This is a genomic window from Pseudomonas sp. R76 (assembly GCF_009834565.1).
GTDB lineage: Bacteria > Pseudomonadota > Gammaproteobacteria > Pseudomonadales > Pseudomonadaceae > Aquipseudomonas.
Genome location: NZ_CP019428.1, coordinates 3548378 through 3568737, shown reverse-complemented (window position 1 = coordinate 3568737; position 20360 = coordinate 3548378). Strand labels below are relative to the sequence as shown.

5 protein-coding genes are annotated in these 20360 nt (G+C 61.1%); all 5 read left to right on the top strand.

What is annotated here, in order from left to right; translation table 11 throughout:
* The first annotated feature begins 37 nt into the window (after positions 1 to 37).
* The gene (locus PspR76_RS16055; protein ID WP_237235668.1) at positions 38 to 2176 is read left to right on the top strand and encodes a TonB-dependent siderophore receptor; all 2139 of its coding nucleotides are present in this window, start codon (positions 38 to 40) and stop codon (positions 2174 to 2176) included.
* A complete protein-coding gene (locus PspR76_RS16050; RefSeq protein ID WP_159956737.1) occupies positions 2176 to 2457 on the top strand; it encodes a hypothetical protein in 282 nt (93 codons plus the stop codon). Before PspR76_RS16055 ends, PspR76_RS16050 begins: the two co-directional genes overlap by 1 nt.
* A complete protein-coding gene (locus tag PspR76_RS16045) occupies positions 2454 to 3935 on the top strand; it encodes a PepSY-associated TM helix domain-containing protein (RefSeq protein WP_159956736.1) in 1482 nt (493 codons plus the stop codon). Before PspR76_RS16050 ends, PspR76_RS16045 begins: the two co-directional genes overlap by 4 nt.
* A gap of 12 nt (positions 3936 to 3947) precedes the next feature.
* Positions 3948 to 5174: a RhtX/FptX family siderophore transporter gene (locus PspR76_RS16040; protein ID WP_159956735.1), complete on the top strand. Its 1227-nt coding sequence runs from the start codon at positions 3948 to 3950 to the stop codon at positions 5172 to 5174.
* A gap of 373 nt (positions 5175 to 5547) precedes the next feature.
* Positions 5548 to 20118, top strand: coding sequence for a two-partner secretion domain-containing protein (locus PspR76_RS16035; RefSeq protein ID WP_159956734.1), 14571 nt, complete (start codon positions 5548 to 5550; stop codon positions 20116 to 20118).
* The last annotated feature ends 242 nt before the right edge of the window (positions 20119 to 20360 follow it).

Sequence of the window (20360 nt, the reverse complement as noted above, 5' to 3'; positions counted from 1 at the left end):
ACTAATGCGAATTATTATCGATAAATGGGGCGGGGCAATGTCACACCGGGGAGCAACACAGGCGGGGCGGGGGTTCAAACGTAACGGCGCACAGTGGGGGATTGTGCTGGTATTGGGCTTGAGCCCATTGGCACAGGCGCTGGCCGCCGTGCAGTTGGGCAATGTCGAGATTGCCGGCGAGGACACTTCCGGCGATGTGACGTCGCCGGGCGTGACCACCCTCGGCAAGCTGCCGCTCAAGCTGCGGGAAACCCCGCAGTCGGTGAGCGTGATCGATCACGAGCGTATCGAGCAGCAAAACCTGTTCAGCCTCGATGAAGTCATGCAGCAGGCCACCGGCGTGACGGTGCAACCTTTCCAACTGCTGACCACCGCGTATTACGTGCGCGGCTTCAAGATCAACTCTTTTGAACTCGACGGCGTGCCGGCGATGCTCGGTGAGACGGCCGGCTCGCCGCAGGACATGGCGGTGTACGAGCGCGTCGAGATCCTGCGCGGTTCCAACGGTTTGTTGCACGGCAGTGGCAACCCGGCGGCCACGGTCAACCTGGTGCGCAAGCGCCCGCAAAAGGAATTTACCGCCAGCACCACCCTCAGCGGCGGCAGCTGGGACCGCTACCGGGGCGAAGTCGATGTGGGCGGGCCGCTGACGCCCACCGGCAATGTGCGCGGGCGAATGGTGGCGGCGTATGAAGACCGCGACTATTTCTTTGACGTCGGCAAGCAAGACACGCAGTTGCTTTATGGCGTCACCGAGTTCGACCTCAGCCCCGACACGCTGCTGACCTTGGGCGCGCAGTACCAGACCATCGACCAAATCACCAACATGGCCGGCGTGCCGATGGCCAAGGACGGTTCGAGCCTGAACCTGCCGCGCTCCACCTACCTGGATGTGGATTGGGACCGCTTCAAGTGGACCACACGCCGGGTGTTCGGCTCCCTGGAGCAGCAACTCGATCACGACTGGAAAGCCAAGGTTGCCGCCGAGTATCAAGACGCCGACTCCAGCCTGCGCTATGCCGGGGCCTACGGCGCCATCGACCCGCTGACCGGTGACGGTGGGCATTTGATGGGCGCAGCGTATAAATTCAACAGCACCCAGAAGAGCGTGGATGCGTCGGTCCATGGGCCGTATTCGCTGTTCGGGCGCAGCCATGAATTACTCCTGGGCACCAACTACAGCCAGGGCGAAACCGAGCAACGCACGGCGCAATTCACAACGCCGCTGAATGTGCCGGTGAATGTGTACCGCTGGGACCCGAGCAGCGTGCCCAAGCCCGGCATCGGCGCCTACACCTCGCCGGGCTCGACCACCACCACGTCCAAGGGCGTCTACGCGCTGACCCGCTACAAACTGCTCGACCCGTTGACCCTGGTGATCGGCGGCCGCGCCAGTTGGTGGGACCAGGACGCACCGACTAGCCACTTCACGCCCGGCCGGGAAATTACGCCGTATGGCGGCCTGATCTGGGACTTCGCGCAGAACTGGTCGTGGTACGCCAGCTACGCCGAGGTGTATCAGCCGCAAACCGGGCAAACCTGGAGTGGTGACCCGCTCAAGCCGGTTGAGGGCAAAACCTACGAAACCGGGATCAAGGGCGAGTTGGTTGATGGCCGCTTGAGTGTGTCGTTGGCGGTGTTCCGCATTGACCTGGAAAACAACCCGCAGGTCGACCCCGAACACCCGAGCGCGGGGCCAAATACTTATTACATCAGCGGCGGCAAGGTGCGCAGCCAGGGTTTCGAGCTGGAAAGCACCGGCTACATCACGCCGCAGTGGAACGTCTCTGCGGGCTACACCTACACCACCACCGAATACCTCAAGGACACCAACAACGCCTCCGGCGAGCGTTATGCCGAATTCACTCCACGCCACATGGCGCGGGTCTGGACCCAGTACGAACTGCCGTGGCAGGAGCATCGCTGGAGCGTCGGCGCCGGTGTTCAGGCGCAAAGTGATTACTCTACGCAATCCGGCGCGGTGACCCTGGAGCAGGGCGGCTATGCCTTGCTCAATGCGCGTGTCGCCTACCGCATCGACGACCATTGGACGGCCTCGGTCAACGGCAACAACCTGGCGGACCGCAAGTACTACCAGAGCCTGTCCAACGTCAATTGGAACAACCGCTACGGCGAGCCGCGCAGCCTCAACATGACCTTGCGAGGCACGTTCTGATGGCCACGCCGGCCCTCGGCCCCTGGCCGCTGCGCATCGGCCTGGCGCTGGCGGGCAGCCTGCTCAGCAGCCTGCAACTGGCGGTGCTGCTCGCGCGGCATTATCCGTGGGGCGGCGGGCTGGAGCGGCTGTATGCCGGGGTGTTCCTTGGCCTTGGGTTTCTGGTGACGGTGCTGCTGTGGTCGTTGCTGGCGCCGGACCGCAAGCGCGTGGTGTACCGCTCCAGCGCCTGGCTGCTGCTGTTTACACCGTGGTTGTTATGGGATGGGCAGTGGTCATGATGGGCGCACCGAGGGCGCTGGTGCAGCGCGTGCATGCCGGGGTCGGCGGCGTGTTTGGCGTGGTGCTGTTTGTGATCCTGCTGAGCGGCGCGTGGAGCATGGCCCATGAAGATTTGCGCGCCTGGTTTCGCGGCCCGTCGGCGCTGGCGCAAGGGCCGGCATTGCCGCTGTCGCAGTGGCTGGGAATCGCCCGTGAACGGGGCTTGGCCCTGGGTGAATTGCGTATCCGCCTGGCGGATAGCGGCCACTCGGTGGTTGAGCTGTGCGGGTCGCCCACCGACTGCAGCGGCGCACTGGACCCTGCCAATGGTCGTGAACTGGCGTCGGGCGATGCGGCCGACATCCTCTTCAACCTGCACAAAAGCCTGTTTATCGGCTTCCCCGGACGGGTGCTGATCAGCCTGCTCGGCGTGGTGCTGTTGCTGATGATTTGGGCCGGTAGCGCGCTGCACAGCGGGCGCCTGCAAGACCTCAAGCGCCTGCGTCGAGACCGTGGCGCGCGAGTGTTTGCCCACGACTTGCACACCTTGATCGGCCGCTGGTGCGGGCCGTGGCTGCTGTTGTTCGGCGTGACCGGCGCGTTGTCTGGCCTCGGTGCGTTGGGCACGCTGGGCCTGGCTGGGCAAGCGTTTCCCGGTGCGCCGCAACAGGCCTTTATGCAGTTGCTGGGTGCGCCGCCGCCCATCAGCCCACAGGCAGGTACGACGCAGGTTGATCTCGATCAGTTGCTACACCGGGACGCCATTGCTCACCCGGGTTTCTCTGCGCAAAACGTCGCCTTGCACCACTGGGGCGAGCCGGGCGCCTGGGTTGAAGTCAGCGGTATCCAGCAAGGCTTGCCCAGCACCGCCGTATTCGAACGCCACGCTTATCGCGCTAGTGACGGCGAAGCCGTGGGCACCCGCAGCGCCAGTGGGCGCGGCGTGTGGTTGCAGGCATTTATTGCGGTGCAGCCGCTGCACTTTGCCGACTACCGCTGGGTGCCTTATGCCGGGCCGCTGTTGCGCGCGGTGCATTTTGCCATGGCCTTGGCGGCGGCGGTGTTGGTGCTCAGCGGTTTGTACCTGTGGCTGGAGCGCCGCCGCCTCAAGGCTGGCGCCGGTTGGCAGGTGTTGTTGCGCCTGGTGGTGGGTGGAGGCGGCGGCTTGCTGGCGGCCACTGCTGTGTTGCTGTGCGCCGGGGCGCTGGCGGGCGGCAACCTGGCGTGGTGGTTCTGGGGCAGTTGGCTCGCCAGCCTGCTGCTTGTGTGTGCCATGCCGCCGCGCCGTCAACCGTTGCACCTGTTGTTGGCCGTGGCCGGCCTGGCCTTCGTCGCGGCGGCTGTGCTGCACCTGGCGGGGAGCTTCAGGCACGGCAGCTTAGCGCTATGGCCTGTCGATCTTGTGTTGCTGCTGTGCGGCGCCAGTGCCTTGTGGGCGCTGCGCCAATTGATTTCTTTTACGCGTGCGGCACGGGCTGCCGCCGCCAATGTTGCCTGAGGGGATATTCGTATGTTGGAGCTGCTGAAACATTGGCGCATGGTGCTGACCTTCGCGCTGTTGTACCTGTCCCAGGGCATTTGCTTCGGCATCGCCATGGACGCCTTGCCGACCCTGCTGCGCCATGACGGCGCCGCGCTTCACGCACTGGCGTTCCTGCCCTTGGTGGGGCTGCCGTGGGTGATCAAATTCATTTGGGCGCCGCAGGTCGATAACCATTGGAGCCCACGGCTGGGACGGCGGCGCAGTTGGATCATTCCGATGCAGATGCTGGTGCTGCTGTGCATCGCCACCCTGGCAACCATCGGCCTGAGCGTGGACACCGCCGGCGTGGCTGTCGGCCTCCTGATTGTGGCGTCGCTGGCGAGTGCCACGCAGGACATCGCCACCGACGGCATGGCCGCCGAGTACTTCGCCGACAGCATGCTCGCGCGGATCAATGCGATTCAGGTGGGTGGCACCATGGTCGGCTTTTTTGTCGGCGGCGCCGGCACCTTGCTGCTTAGCGGCTACCTGGGGCAAACCACAGCATTCACGCTGCTGGCACTGGTGCCGTTGCTGAGCCTGGTGTGCGTGGGTTGGTTGCACGTGGCACCGACCAAACCTAAACAGCCGGATGTGGCGCATGCCTCGTTGTGGCGGTTTATCAAACGGCCGAAGGCGCTGTCGCTGGTGCTGCTGGCGTTGCTGTCGGCGATGACCTCAGTCTCGGGGTTCGGCTTGTCCAAACTCTTCCTCAATGACGCCGGCTGGTCCCTGCAAGCGATTGGGCAGTTGGGTATGAGCGGCGGCGTGGTCACTATCGTGCTCGGCTGCGGCGGCGGCGCGTGGTTGATCCGTGTGCAGGGCCTGTGGCCGACCTTCATGCTGGCGGTCGGCATGGCCGGCGTGGCCGCAATGACCTGGTTGATGCAAGCCAGCGGCCTGCTGGCCACGCACACCGCGCTGATCTGGCTGGCGGTGGGCCTGGGCTCGTTTGCCACCGGCGCCACCTCGGTGGTGATCATGACGGCGTCCATGGCGTTCGCCGCCAGAAGTGATCAGGCCGGTACGGACATGACTGCGGTGCAGAGCACGCGTGATCTGGGCGAGATGCTGTCTTCGACTTTGCTGGTTGGGTTGACGGCACAGGCGGGGTATAGCGGTGGGTTTTTGGCCGGGATCGTCATGGCGACGTTGGCGTTGTGGGTGGCGTTTAACCTGTCGCGGCAGAGGACGGCAGAAAGCCTGGCGAGCTGAATTTTATTAACTAATTGATATATATGGAGATAGTGCACCCTGCCTGAAAACCGTGTGTATTGGGTTCGATACAAAGCCGTACATTTAATTGACGCCATCAAAACGCCACCCTAAGATCGCCCAAAAACTAATGGCACAAAGCCATGTAGAGGGATCTGAAATGTGGCGTTTTTTTTGTCGGGCCAGTCTGGGCCTGCTCTCCGCTTTTCTTTGCCTGAGCCCTGCCGGGCTTGCGCACGCGGCATCCCCGGCGATGCGCCTTGCACCTCCTTTGGAACGACTGGGCGCCCTTACGGAATGTGAAGCGCCGCTCAAATTCCGCCTGGCTTTCTTTCTTTAAATTTTTGACCGCCCTTGGGCATCGAGACACGACATGGATGTTCGTCAGTTCGCCTTCCTCGCGCGCCAGCCTTCTGCTGCCGTAAAAAGCCGCTCCCACTTCCTGGGGCTGCCTAAACGTGGGTTAGCGTTGATTCTGGCCAACGCCATGTTCTGGCAGCCATTGCTGGCCCAGGCCGACGGCATCGTGGTGAGCGCACCGGGCACGGGCCTGGCGCAAGCGGGCAATGGCGTGCCCATCGTCAACATCGCCGCGCCGAACGCCAGCGGGCTGTCGCACAACCAATTCCATGACTACAACGTCGGTGCCAACGGCGTCATTCTCAACAACGCCACCGGGCGTACTCAGTCGACTCAGTTGGGCGGGATCATCGTCGGCAACCCGAATTTCCAAGGCACCGCCGCGAACATCATCCTCAATGAAGTCAATGGCGGCAGCCCGAGCCAATTGCGCGGTTATACGGAAGTGGCGGGGCAGTCGGCGCATGTAATTGTGGCCAACCCGTATGGCATCAGCTGTAACGGTTGTGGCTTTATCAACACTCCGCAGGCCACGCTCACCACCGGTAAAGCGGTGATCGAAAACGGCCAGATCAATCGCTACCAAGTCGACCGAGGCAACGTCGCCATTGAAGGCGCCGGCCTGAATGCGAGCAACGTCGACCAGTTCGAAATCATCACCCGCGCGACCACCATCAACGCGCAGATCCAGGCAAAAAAACTCACCATCGTCGCCGGTCGAAACGACGTCGACGCACGCACCCTGAACGCCACGGCGCGCGCGGCGGATGGCAGCCAGGCGCCGGATCTGGCGATTGACTCGTCGGCGCTCGGCGGCATGTATGTGGGCGCGGTGAAGCTGGTGGGCACCGAAGCGGGAGTGGGTGTGCGGCTGTCGGGTGACATGGTGGCTGGCGGCGATATTCAGATTGATGCCGCTGGCAATGTGGTGATGGGCCAGACCTCGGCCGGTACGGCCGTTAACGTCAAGGCGCAGAGTGTCGAGGCTAAAGGCGCAGTCTACGCGGGCACTGATTTGGCGATCAAAACCCAAGGCGCACTGACTAACCAACAAACCCTCGCCGCCAAGGACAGCATCACGCTGGACGCCGGTGGCCGTTTGACCAACAACGGCATCATCGAAGCCGGCGTCAACGCCGATAACAGCCGCAACACCCAAGGCGACGTGCGCCTGACTGCCCAGGCTCTCGACAACACCGGCAAGACCGTCATCGCCAGCCGCGACCTCAGCGTCACCACCGGCGAACTCGCCAACCAAGGCGGTACGTTGAGCGCTCAACGCGCTGCACAACTGACCGCCACTCAGATCGACAACCAAAACCAAGGCCGCATCCTCAGCGCCGGTAGCCTCGGCATCAACGCCGACCAACTGCTCAACAGCCAAGGCGGCCTGGTCACCAGCACCGGCAACCTCACGGCAGGCATCGGGCAACTGATCAACCGCAATGGCGAGCTGTCGAGCCAGGCGCAGGTCACGTTGCAACTGGCGGCGCTGGATAACGTGGCGGGGCTGGTGTCGGCGGGGCAGTCGTTGAGCCTGAATGCCACGGGGCTAGTGAATAACCAGAGCGGCCGGATTGCCGCGCGTCAGGCGCTGCAGGTGGTTTCCGACAGCCTGGATAATCGCAGTGGCGAACTTGTGGCTACCGATATCGGCTTGGTAACCGGCACGCTGGACAATGGCGGCGGCAGGCTGCAAGGCGATCGTACGCTGGCGATCTCCAGCGGCGCACTGAGCAACAGGGGCGGTACGTTGGCTGCCGGCATCCGGTTGGACGCCACCACAGCCAGTTTGGATAACACCGACGGCAAGTTGACCAGCGACGGCACGTTGACCGCGATTGTCGCCGGGCAGTTGCTCAACCAGACCGGCCTGTTTGCCGCCAAGGGCGATGCACGCCTCACCCTCGGCAGCCTTGATAACCGCCAGGGCAATCTCGCCGCCAACACCCTCAACCTGCAAGTGAATGGGCCGCTCAACAACAGCCACGGCACCCTGCGCGGTGAAGCCCGGCTGGATTTGACGGCCGGCCAGGTCGATAACAGCACGGGCGGGCGCATCAGCGCCGGCACAACGCTGAATGCCAACGTCGCAAGCCTTGATCAGCACGAGGATGGCCGGCTCTTTGGCCAAGGCGATGTCAGCCTCGACCTCAATGGCGGGCACCTCAACAACCGCGGTGGCGTGATCAATGCGCCGGGCCAATTGCTGTTGAGCAACCTCAACAGCGTCGATAACCAGGGCGGCGAAATCTCCAGCAGCCAAGCCTTTACCCTGGCCGCCGACACTCTGAATAACGGTAACGCCAAGCTGTTGAGCGAACAGACACTGACCGTGCGCATCGCCCAGGCGCTCGACAATACCCAAGGCCTGGTCTCGTCCAAAGCCCTGGATATGCATGCCGGCAGCCTGAACAACAATGGCGGCACACTCAGCGCCGGTGACGGCCTGCTCGCGCAAATCGACGCCGCGCTGGATAACCGCAACGGCAAAGTGTTGGCCCGCACCGCATCGGTCAACAGCGCGTCCTTGGACAATCGCCAAGGCCTGCTGCAAGGCGACACCACGCTCACCCTCAATAGCCTGGGCCTGATCGACAACCGCCAGGGCACGCTGTTCGCCGGCCAAACGTTTGATCTGACCGCCGGCAGCCTGGACAACAGCGGCGGCAAGCTGACCAGCGACGGCCGCCTGACCGCGCTGATCAGTGCGCAATTGCTCAACCAAACCGGCCTGTTAAGTGCGGTGGGCCAGCTGCAAATCAGCGCCGCCAGCCTCGATAACAGCGCCAAGGGCAACCTCTACAGCCAGGCGGGCGTGAGCCTCGACCTGAACCACGGCCACCTGAATAACCAGGGCGGCTTGATCCACGCGCCGGGTGCGTTGCTGCTGAGCAACCTCAACAGCGTTGATAACAGCGGTGGGGAAATCTCCAGTGCCCAGGCGCTGGATTTCAGCGCTGCAAGCCTCGATAACAGCGGCGGCAAATTGCTCAGCGAGCAAGGGCTGTTGGTGCGAATCGATCAGGCGCTGGATAACACCAAGGGCTTGATCGCGGCCACCGGCCTCGACCTGCAGGCCAACAGGCTTGTCAACGCCGAGGGCGAACTTAAAGTCCGCGATGACGTGAAGGTGTTGGTCGACACCGCGCTGGATAATCGCCAAGGCAAAATTGTCGGCGCGACCACCCGCGTGAACAGTTTGACCCTGGACAACAGCAAAGGCCTGCTCCAGGGCGACAGTCTGCTGACCATCACCAATGCGGGAATTGCGATCAACCGGGGCGGGCGCTTCATCAGCGGCCAGCGCCTGAATCTGAACATCGGCCAGTTTGATAACCAGGCTGGCGAAGTGTCCAGCGTCAGCGACTTGACCTTCATCGCCAGCCAGCTCGATAACAGCAACGGCGGTCGTTTGCTGGCCAATGGCGCGGTGCAACTGACCCTCGATAGCCTGAACAACCAAAACGGCATCGTACGCGCCGATGGCACTTTGAGCGTGCAAGGCGCCACGGTGAATAACGATGGTGGCCGCATCAGCAGTGGCGCGGCGCAGCTGTTGGCCCTCACGGGGGCCGTCAGCAACCGCAACGGCGAATTGCTCAGCGCGATGGCGCTGACCCTCAATAGCGCCAGCCTCGACAACCGTGGCGGCAAACTGATGGGCGACGGCGCCGTGCGCGTCACCACCGGCACCTTGAACAACCAATACAGCGGGCGCCTCACCAGTGCTGAGCGCCTCGAGCTGACAGCGGGGCAGGTGGATAACGGTTTTGACGGCCATATCGCCAGCAACCAGGCGCTGACTGCCAATGTCACCGGGCTTGATCAGCGCAATGGCGGCGAGCTTTACAGCCTCAGCGACCTGACGTTGGACATGCACCATGGCCAGCTCAATAACGCTGGCGGCCTGATTCATGCGCCCGGTCAGTTGCTGCTCAAGAACCTCGCCGACGTTGCCAACCAGAAGGGTGAAATCTCCAGCGAAAACGCCTTCACGCTGGCTGCAACCAGCCTGGATAACAGCAATGGCCAGGTGCTCAGCGATCAGGCATTGACCCTCAAGATCGACCAGGCACTGACCAACGTCAAAGGCCTGATTACGGCCGCCGCGCTCAACGTTGAAGCGGCTCGGTTGAATAACCTCAACGGCCAGGTCATGGGCGACAACAGCCTTGATCTGAGCACTTCAGGCGCAGTGTTCAACAACGGCGGAACCTTGGGCAGTGGCCAGCGTGTGACGGTGACGGCGGCCAGCCTCGACAACAGCCAATCCGGCAGCCTGGTGAGCGATGGCAGTCTCGCGGTCAAGGTCGACGGCTTACTGGATAACCAAGCCAACGGCAGCCTGTTGTCCAAAGGCGTTATGGATATCCAGGCCGGCAGCGTGGACAACCGCGCAGGCCGCCTGTCCGGGCAAAACCTGCTGACCCTGCGCAGTGCCAGCCTGGATAACCGTGGCGGCGCCGTGCGTGCCAATCAGAACCTGGACCTGCAAATCGGCCAGCTGGACAACCGCAACGGCGTGCTCAACAGCAAGCAGGCGCTGGCAATCACCGGCCAAACCCTGACCAACCAGGGTGGCCTGGCCAGCGCTATCGGGCCGGTACGTTTGAGTCTGGACAGTATCGATAACACCAAGGGCCGGATTGCCAGCCAGGACGATCTTGACGCCAGTGTCGGCGTGCTGAACCAGCAGGGCGGTGAGCTGGTTGCCCAGGGCAACCTGACCCTCAACGCCGATGCTGTCGATAACCGCGACAAAGGCCTGATCGCCGCGACAAAAGCGCTGAAACTCAAGGTCGGCACCCTCGACAACCGCGCAGGTGAAATCTCCAGCCAGCAGAACCTCGACCTCAGTGGCCAGCGTCTCGATAACACGGGCGGCAAGCTGTTGGCCGGGACCGCGCTGGAACTGGCGATGGCGCAGGTGATCAACCAGGCCAAAGGCTTGGTCTTTGCCCAGAGCACGCACCTTATCGGCGCCAGCCTGGACAATACGGATGGTACCGTCGGTGCCCAGCGCTCGCTGGTGCTGCAACTGTCGGCGGGGCTGGACAACACGCGCGGCAAGCTCACCAGCGAAGGCCTGCTGGACCTGGCTGCCCAGCGTATCGATAACACCGGTGGCAGCCTCTCCAGTGCCGGTCCGCTGGCCATCACCAGCGCTACGGATGTGCTCAATACAGGCGGCACCGTCGAGAGTGCACAAAGCCTCAAGCTGGTCAGCGCCAGCCTCGATAACGCCAACGGCCTGATCAAAAGCCAGGGCGCCGCAACCCTCACTACCGGTGTGCTTAAAAACGCTGTCGACGGGCGTGTCACCAGTGGCGACAGCCTTGATCTTACGGCCACCCAAGTCACCAACAGCGGGCATATCGGCAGCGTCGGTGTACTGAATGCCAACCTCACCGGGCTCACCCAACTGGGCGGCGCCGAGCTGTTGAGCACCACGCAACTGACCCTCGACTTGCACAACGGCGAGCTGGTCAACGCCGGTGTGATCAACGCGCCAATCCTGGCCTTGAACAACCTCGCCAGCATCGACAATCAGCACGGCGAAATCTCCAGCCAGAACGCCTTCACCCTGGCGGCTAAAAACCTCGACAACAGCAATGGCAAGCTGATCAGCCACCAGGCGCTGACCTTGCGCGTTGAACAGGTGCTGGCCAACGTCAAAGGCCAGGTCAGCGCCGCCAGTCTCAATGCGCGCAGCGCTCAACTGAACAACGCCGATGGCTTGCTCAGCGGTCGCGGTGGTGTGGACATCAGCGCGACTGAATCGATGGATAACCAGCGCGGCAGTTTGATTGCCGACGGCGCCTTGCTGTTAACCAGTGCGGCACTGAATAACCGTGGCGGTGAGATTGCCGGCAAGGCCCACGTCACGGTTAACGCAGCCAGCGTGGATAACCAGAACGGCAAGCTGATCAGCACCGACGGCCTGCAGCTGAGTGCTGCCACGCTGGACAACCGCAACGGTCTGGTGGGTGCGACAAAAGCGCTGACACTCGACGTGGGTTCGGTCGACAACCGCGCCGGCGAGCTGACCGGCAACGCCGACGTGAGCATCACCGGCCAGCAGTTGAACAACAGCGACAAAGGCAGCTTGTTTGCCGGCGGCGCCTTGAACCTGGCGGTTGATCAACTCATCAACCGCACCCTCGGCGAATTGAACGGCCAGCGCCTGACCCTCACCGGCACCTCGCTGGATAACAGCGGCGGCAAGCTGCTCAGCCAACAACCGCTGGTGCTGGAACTGGCGGGCGATCTGGACAACAGCCAGGGCGTGCTCAGCAGCGAAGACACGCTGAGCGTCAAAGCGCGCAGCCTCAACAACAGCAAGGGCAGCGTTTCCAGTGCCCAAGGCTTGAGCGTCGTCGTCACCGACAGCGTGAACAACCAGGACGGCACGTTGCTCACCGACGGCAACCTGGTCGTACGCAGCGCGAGCCTCGGTAACCAGCAGGGCACGCTCAGCGGTAAAGGTGCGGTCTCGGTGACCACGGGCGCACTGAATAACCTGGGCGGGCGCCTTAACAGCGGCGACACCCTGGCGTTGACCACCGGGCAGTTGAACAACGGCGGCAGCATCGGCGGCGAGAAGGGCGTGATCGCCAGCGTCACTGGGCTGGATCAACAAGGTGGCAAGCTGTTCAGCAACGCCGGCTTGAGCCTGGACCTGAACAACGGCGGCTTGAACAACGCGGGTGGTTTGATCAACGCCAAAGGCCCGTTGCTGCTCAATAACCTCACAACCGTCAACAACCAGAACGGCGAAATTTCCAGCGGCGAGGCGTTTACCCTGGCCGCGCAAACCCTGGATAACAGCAACGGCAAACTGCTCAGCAACCAAGGCCTGACGCTGCGCATCAACCAGGCCCTGACCAATCTCAAAGGCCTGATCGGCGCTGCCAGCCTGGAGGCACGCGCGGCGAGCGTGGACAACCGTGGCGGCACCTTGACCAGCCGCAGCGGCCTGCAACTGACCAGCGACGGCGTGCTGAACAACGCTGACCAAGGCTTGATCAGTGCAACCCAAGCGTTGACGGTGCACAGCGCTGACCTGAATAACCAGAAAGGCAGCGTGCTTGGCGGGGCCGTCACGGTCAACGCCATGGCCCTGGACAACAGCGCCGGCGGCCTGATCAATAGCCAGAGCAGCTTGAACCTGACCGCCGCCAGCCTTAATACCGGCAGCGCGGGCGAAGTCTCGGCCAAAGGTGCGTTGAGCATCGGCGTGAACGGCCTGGCAGTCGCGGGCGGGCGGATTGTCGGTGAGCAGGGCGTGGCCCTCGACCTCAACAACAGCGACCTGGATAACCGTAATGGCCTGATTCTCGCCAACGGCCCACTGACCCTGAACAACCTGCGCGACCTCAACAATCAGGGTGGCGAAATCTCCAGCCAGCAAGGCTTTTCGCTGGCGGCGCGCACTCTGGACAACAGCGCCGGCAAGCTGATCAGCAGCCAGGCGTTGACCCTCAACGCCGCCAGCCTGGTTAACAGCGCAAACGGCCTGATCTCCGGCTGGCAAGGCTTGAACATCAACGGTGGCAACCTCGACAACCGCGACCACGGTACGCTGTCCAGCCGCAATGGCGCGATTGATGTACGCCTGACCGGCGCGCTGCAAAACAACACCGACGGCGCGCTCGTCAGCCAGGGGCGGCTGGATATCCGTGCGGCCAGCCTGGATAACCGTGGCAAGGGCGTGATTTCCAGCGGTGGCGCGCAGAACCTGACAGTCAGCGGGGCGCTGGTGAACGGCGACGGCGGTTTGATCGACAGCGGTACCACGCTGGACCTGCAAGCGGCGACCCTGGCCAACCAGTCCAGCATCACCGCGCAGCAGGCACTGACCTTCACCGGTACCGACCTGAGCAACAACGGCGGCACCCTGGCAAGCAACGGTCGCTTGACCCTGGACCTGCTCGGCAACCTCAACAACAGCGGCGGCAAACTCGCCAGCGCCGGACCGTTGCTGCTGCAACGGGCCAACCAGGTCTACAACGACGCGGATGGCCAGATCGTCAGCCAAGGCTTATTGACCCTGTTCACTGGCGGCCTGAATAACAGCGGGCGCGGCACCATCGCCGGCAAGGAACGCGTAGCAATCACCAGCACCGGCGCGGTGCAAAACCAAACCGACGGCTTGATCTACAGCCAGGACGCTGACGTGCAACTGAGCGCGGCCAGCCTCAATAACGCCAATGGCTCGGTGCAGGGCCAGACCGGCCTGGGCTTGAGCGTTAACGGCGACATCGACAACAGCGGCGGCAAACTCGTCGCGCAAACCGGTGACCTCAACGTCAAGGCCGGCAACCTGGACAACCGTGGCGGCACGCTCGCCAGCCTCAAGGGGTTGTTGGATGCGCAACTGGCAGGTGCTTTGAATAACCTGGGTGGCACCACCCAAGGCCAGCGCCTGAACCTGCTCGCCGGCAGCCTCAATAACCAAAGCGGCCGCGTGGCTGCGCAGACGGGCGACCTATGGGTCAACGCCAATAATTTCAGCAACACCAACGTTGCCGTGTACGCCAAGGGCGTGTTGAAAGTAGGCGCGCAGAGCCTGGATAACACGGCCGGGCAGATGGCCGGTGGCGCAATTGACTTGAGTAGCAACGCTGCGCTGACCAATCGCAATGGCGTGATCGAGAGCGACAGCACGCTGAGCATCACGGCCAGCAGCCTCGATAACGGCGGCGGCAAACTGCGTGCACTGGGCCGTGACGGCAAGACGCAGTTCCAGATCGGCAGTGTGTTCGATAACCGCAGCGGCGTGGTGGAAACCGCCAATACCGACCTGACCCTGGCCGCCAACAGCTTCCAGAACAGCGACGGCCGCTTGCTGCACTTGGGCGACGGCAACTTCGATATTTCCCTGCCGAACGTCACCGGCGCCGGTGGCAGCATCGTCACCCGTGGCGGCTTGACCCTCAACGCCGACACCTGGAACAACAGCAGCGTGATCCAGGCCGGCCGGCTGAACGTTAACGTCAATAACTTTACCCAGTCAGAGACCGGGCAACTGCTGGCGTCGACGCGCCTGGAAGGCAAGGGCGGCAATTGGACCAACAACGGGCTGATCGCCAGCGACGGCAGCATGGCCCTGCAATTGACCGGCGCGTATCAGGGCAACGGCAAGGTCAGCAGCGTCGGCGCCTTGGACATGTCGGCGGCGCAATTGAGCCTCACTGAAGCGGCCAGCATCGCTGCCGGTGGTGTCACCAACGTCACCGTTGGTGGGCAGTTGACCAACCGTGGACGGTTAACCTCCAACAGCGCGTTGAACATCAACGCAGGCGCTGTGAGCAACTTCGGCACCTTGGCCAGTGGGCAGAACCTGCTGATCAATGCGCAAACCCTGACCAATGATCGCGTGAGCGTGGGTGCAGGTTCAGCGCTGATCAGCGGCGGCGACATGAAGCTGCAGGTGGGTACGCTGACCAATAGCTACAGCGATATTTACAGCCTCGGCGGGGTCGAGGTGGGTGGGTACAACGGCGCTGAGCGTGCGGCGCGGGTGGATAACCTGTCGGGGCGGATTGAGTCGACGGGGGATATGTCGCTGAAGGCGGCGGTTGTGAACAACAAGATGGAGAGTTTTAGTGTTAAGGCGACCAATGTGGTGTCTGCCTCGATTGGGGTGAGGTGCCTTGACTGCAGCTATGCGGGACAGAATGGCGTTTTCACGTCCCATCTGGTCTGGCAGCAAAACTTTAATGTCGAAGCCACGGGCGAGCAGGTGGCGGCCTCGCTCGTATCGGGCAAAAAGCTGAATGTGCAGGGTGATCAGTTTGAGAACTTTAACTCCAGTGTTTCTGCCGTCAGCGATATCAACATTGCCGTTAATGATTTTAAGAATACCGCCAGTGCACTGGGCGGTTATCAAAGTCTCAAATATATAACGATGCGTCCCAGCGTCGGCCTGTGGAGCCGGATATTCAATTACAACGCCACCAACGATCCGACCTATGACAGAAATATCCATTTCTGGAATGCGGCTGAACAAGAAACCATTGTCGGGCTTAAACAACCCACTGATCGCAACCAAACGATCGCGACCTATAAATTGAATTTTGGGCCAAAGGGCGGTTTTGGGGCTACTGTTCCTAAAGCTTACTTCATACCCGGTGTGACCGTGCAGGCACCGGCAGAAATCCTGAATGCCACTCCGTTTGCGGAAAAAATTATCGCCTCGCCTGGAAGTACTTTTATAGCTTCGACTATTCAAGCTGGCGGTAACGTTGCGATCAATGCCGCGAACAAAATCACCAACGGCGTCGAGCGCTCCTTCACCACAACCGCTGCCGGCGCGTCGCGCAATACCAATACCCAGGTTGCAGGAACGGGTAACACCACTGTCATCAACCTCAACCGTCAACTGCCTCCGGACCTGGCTCAGCAGCAGGTCAATCCCGTGACGTTACGCGGCTTCAGCTTGCCTAGCGGCCAAAACGGACTGTTTCGTCTGAGTCAGGATGGCGCCAGTGCCCAGCCTGCGGGCCAAGGGCATTCCGGCTCGCAAAGTTGGACGATGGGCGTGGCGGATATCGAGTTGGCCCAACGTGAAAAACCACTGCCGGAAAGCCAGGGCCGAACCCTTCAGTTGGGCGGCGCGGCTCAGGTTGCGGCAGATACCCACCAAGTCGTGGTCGCCGCCCGTGAAGCCAACGGCATCAACGTCCAGGCCCGCACCGTCGATGCATCCGGTGTCGGTAATGCAGACACCGGCATCGTATTGCCGGGCCGCACCGATAGCACACGCGTTGATGGCATTAATGCTGGAAACTCAACGGGGACGCCAACCGTCATCGGTAGCGGCCTGAACCCCGCGGACAGGGACCCGCGAAACCTGTTAACAGCGCCAGGGAGTGTGCCAGGCCTGAACGTGCCAGGCGTGTCCAGCGCTGACCGCGATACCCGCGTGGGCGCCAATCAGGGCGGTGGTCTGAACCTGCCTGGCCTGACTCCGCTGGCCTCCACCGCGCCGGTTTCTTCAGGGGCAAGCGGCCAAACCCTCAACCGGGTGCAAGGCTTGCCGGGCAGCAAGGCGGTGTCGCAGCCGCACAAATACTTGATCGAAACCAACCCGGTACTCACTGACCTCAAGCAATTCATGAGCTCGGACTACCTGCTCGCAGGCCTGGGCTACAACCCGGATGAAAGCGCCAAGCGCTTGGGCGATGGCCTCTACGAACAACAGCTGATCCAGCAAGCGATTGTCGAGCGCACCGGGCAACGCTTTATCGACGGCCAGACCTCGGACGAGGCGGTGTTCCGTTACTTGATGGATAACGCCATCCGCAGCAAGCAGACCCTCGACTTGTCGGTGGGTGTGGCGCTGACGGGGCAGCAAGTCGCGGCGCTGACCCACGACATCGTCTGGCTGGAAGAGCATGAGGTCAATGGTGAAAAAGTCCTGGTGCCGGTGGTGTACCTGGCCCAGGCCGACAACCGCCTGGCACCGAATGGCGCGCTGATCGCGGGCCAGGATGTGAGCTTGATCGCCGGTAAAAACCTGGAAAACGCCGGCACATTGCGCGCCAGCAACAACCTGTCGGCGGTGGCGGGCAACGACTTGGTCAACAGTGGTTTGATCGAAGCAGGCAAACGCGTGGACCTGCTGGCGGGCAATAACATCGTCAACAAAGCCGGCGGCATTATTGCTGGGCGCGATGTGTCGATGACGGCGGTCAATGGCGACGTGATCAACGAACGCAGCATTACCAGCGCGGGTTACAACGTTGACTACTCGAAAAAAACCAGCTTCTCGAAGAACACCGATTACATCGACAGCGCCGCCCGTATCGAGGCGGCCAACGACCTCAGCATCCGCGCCGGTCGCGACGTCACCAGCGCCGGCGGTGTGCTTCAGAGCGGCAATGACACCACCATCGTTGCAGGGCGCGATGTAAACCTGGTTTCCGCGCAGCAGCACGACACCCTGAACGGCGGCAAGCGTAATCGTGCCGAGGACGTGACCCAGAACGGATCCAGTGTCGAGGCCGGGCGCGACCTGAAAGTCAGCGCAGGGCGAGACTTCACCGCAATCGCCAGCGAAATCGACGCCAAGCGCGACATCGCGATGAGCGCAGGCGGCGATATGTACTTTGCCTCAGGCGCTGACGAGCAGCACTCCTACTCCAAGACCTCGAGCACCAAGCGCCAGGAGGATCACGTCAGCCAGGTCGCCACCACCGTGGCAGCCGGGCGTGATGTGACCTTGAGTGCGGGCAAAGACCTGGCGTTGATCGCCAGCCGCATCAGTGCTGGGGATGAAGCCTATCTGGTCGCAGGCAATAACCTCGGGCTGCTTTCTGCCGAAGACAGCGACTATTCGCTGTACGACATGAAACGCGGAGGCGGCTTCGGTTCAGGCAAAACCCAGCGCGATGAAGTGACTAAAGTCAAAAACATCGGCAGCGAAATCAAGACTGGTGGTGATCTCACCATTCAGAGCCTGGGGGACCAGAAGTACCAGGTTGCCAAGTTGGAAAGTGGCGAAGACCTGACGATTGTCAGTGGGGGGGCGGTGACTTTCGAGGGGATGAAGGACCTTCATCAGGAGAGTCATGAGAAGAGCAAAAGCAGTTTTGCCTGGACCAGCGCCAAGGGCCAGGGCAATACCGATGAGACCCTGCGCCAGAGTGTGTTGATTGCCAAAGGCGATATGACCATCAAAGCTGTTGATGGCTTGAAAATCGACATCAAACACATTGATCAGAAGACCGTTAGCCAGACTATCGATGCAATGGTGCAGGCAGACCCGCAACTGGCATGGCTCAAGGACGCTGAGAAACGTGGGGATGTGGATTGGCGGCAGGTTAAGGAGATTCACGACAGTTTCAAATACAGCAACTCAGGGCTCGGAGTCGGAGCCCAACTGGTCATAGCCATCGTCATGGCCTATTTCGTAGGGCCCATGGCAATGGATGCACTGACTGCCGCGGGTGCCAGCACGGCAGTTGCTGCAGGTGGTGCTGCGGTTGCTACCAGCGCGGCAACCAACGCGACGGTTAGCTTTGTCAATAATCGCGGCGATCTCGGTGCTGTAATAAAGGATACGACCTCTAGCGATGCTCTAAAAGGCTACGTGGTCAATGGGCTAACATCAGGACTCGCAGTAGGTGTTTTCGGCGATCTGACGGGTACGCAAGTAGACCCGTTGACCGGGAAAATCAAGATTGACCTAACGACCATAAATGGCATCGGTCGATTCGCTGCCACTCAGATATTGCAAAACGGTACGTCAACAGCGCTGAGTAAGATGCTGGGGATGGATGCAAGTTTTGGCGGAGCGCTGACCACGTCGTTGCTCAATACAGTGGCAGCCGCAAGTTTCGATGCGGTCGGAGGGCAGCGGATGGTCGACGGCAGCGCCGACAAGATAGCGGTCCATGCACTGATCGGTGGTTTACTGGCGCAGGCGTCGGGGAGCAGTTTTCTGGCGGGGGCAGTGGCCGCAGGTGCGAACGAAGCCCTCGCCACTCAATTGCGACGCACGGTGACGCAGTTGGATCCGCAACAACGAGATCTGCTGTTGACCTCCGCCTCTCAACTGGTGGGTTTGTTGTCGGCTGCCCTGGCGGGTGGCGACGCCAAAGCGCTGGAGACAGGTGCATGGATTGCTAAAAATGCCACCCAATATAACTTTCTGAACCACTATGAAATGGTGGACTTCGTTGGGGACATGAATGCCTGCGCAGGGAGCGACATTTGCTATCGGAACACTTGGACAGCGCAGTACGGTAATACAAACTATAGCCAGCTGAGTCAGGATAACCTCAAAGATGCCTTGGGCACTGTTGGGCCTGCCAGGGCTAATGCCCTGCTAGGCGAAATTCATGGTGGTCTTGCTGCCTTAGGTGAGTTGCAATGCACATCACCTGTCTGTGATACGTACAAGTTTACATTGATCGACAGAGCTTTAACGGCAAGAGCCGAGCTGCAAAAAGTATACGCTGAAGGTCCTGGAATCATAGGTGGGATACTGCTCGGGCCGATTGGGGCGGTGGGCGGCTCGGTTCGAGGTAGTAGCACGGCAGCGGAAGCGAGTGGGATTGAAAAGGCGTATGCTTATTGGGCTGGAGTGCGGGAAGCAAAAAACATCCCAACTATAGCTAAAGGTTTTGTACCGGCGGAACGGACGGGCTTGGAGTTTGAGATAAAGTCTGTTTCTGGTGCGGAGGGACATATAAGCGTTGAGCTTTCAACAAGGCAAAAATTTGACAGTTCAGGGAAAGCCGTCAGCAGTAACTATGCTCAATCTGACCTGGTTGCTAGATATTCTCCTGATGGAGAGTTATATATCGATTGGTATGGTACTACAGTGACGGGTCGCGGGGTCGGTAGTGAAATGGTATCAAGGGCCATAGAAACTGTTGGTCCAGGCAATGTTAAATCTGTTGCAGCGCAGTTAGGTCATACAAATCTAGAAGCTTTTAGAGCGGCAACGGCTTCGGGATTGACTAAAGAACAAGCTATATGGTTAACACCGCTTGGAAAAACAATGAATGCTTTAGGGTTTACTAAAGCTGAAATGTCTGGAGCTGGTAGCGGTGTGAGATTTCTACCTTAACGTGGAGAGCTATTTTGGAAAAAGTCGAGGCGATCCGGCAACTCGTAAACGTCGGGCGGGCTAGAGATGTCTTGGCTTTTGTCGAGGGCGACTCTTCATATGTAACCAGTGAGAGCGTTGGCGCACCCCAGGAGTTGGAGTATCGACGCTTGTGGATTCTAGTTGTTCACCATTTGCGGTTCGTTTCGAAGTATGGCGCTCACTCGTCAGGAATAATGAAAGACGGAAAGTATTTAACTGCG

Coding starts and splice junctions, on each gene's coding strand:
- PspR76_RS16050 (WP_159956737.1), top strand. CDS start 2,176: ATGGCCACGCCGGCCCTCGGCCCCTGGCCGCTGCGCATCGGCCTGGCG.
- PspR76_RS16040 (WP_159956735.1), top strand. CDS start 3,948: ATGTTGGAGCTGCTGAAACATTGGCGCATGGTGCTGACCTTCGCGCTG.
- PspR76_RS16055 (WP_237235668.1), top strand. CDS start 38: ATGTCACACCGGGGAGCAACACAGGCGGGGCGGGGGTTCAAACGTAAC.
- PspR76_RS16035 (WP_159956734.1), top strand. CDS start 5,548: ATGGATGTTCGTCAGTTCGCCTTCCTCGCGCGCCAGCCTTCTGCTGCC.
- PspR76_RS16045 (WP_159956736.1), top strand. CDS start 2,454: ATGATGGGCGCACCGAGGGCGCTGGTGCAGCGCGTGCATGCCGGGGTC.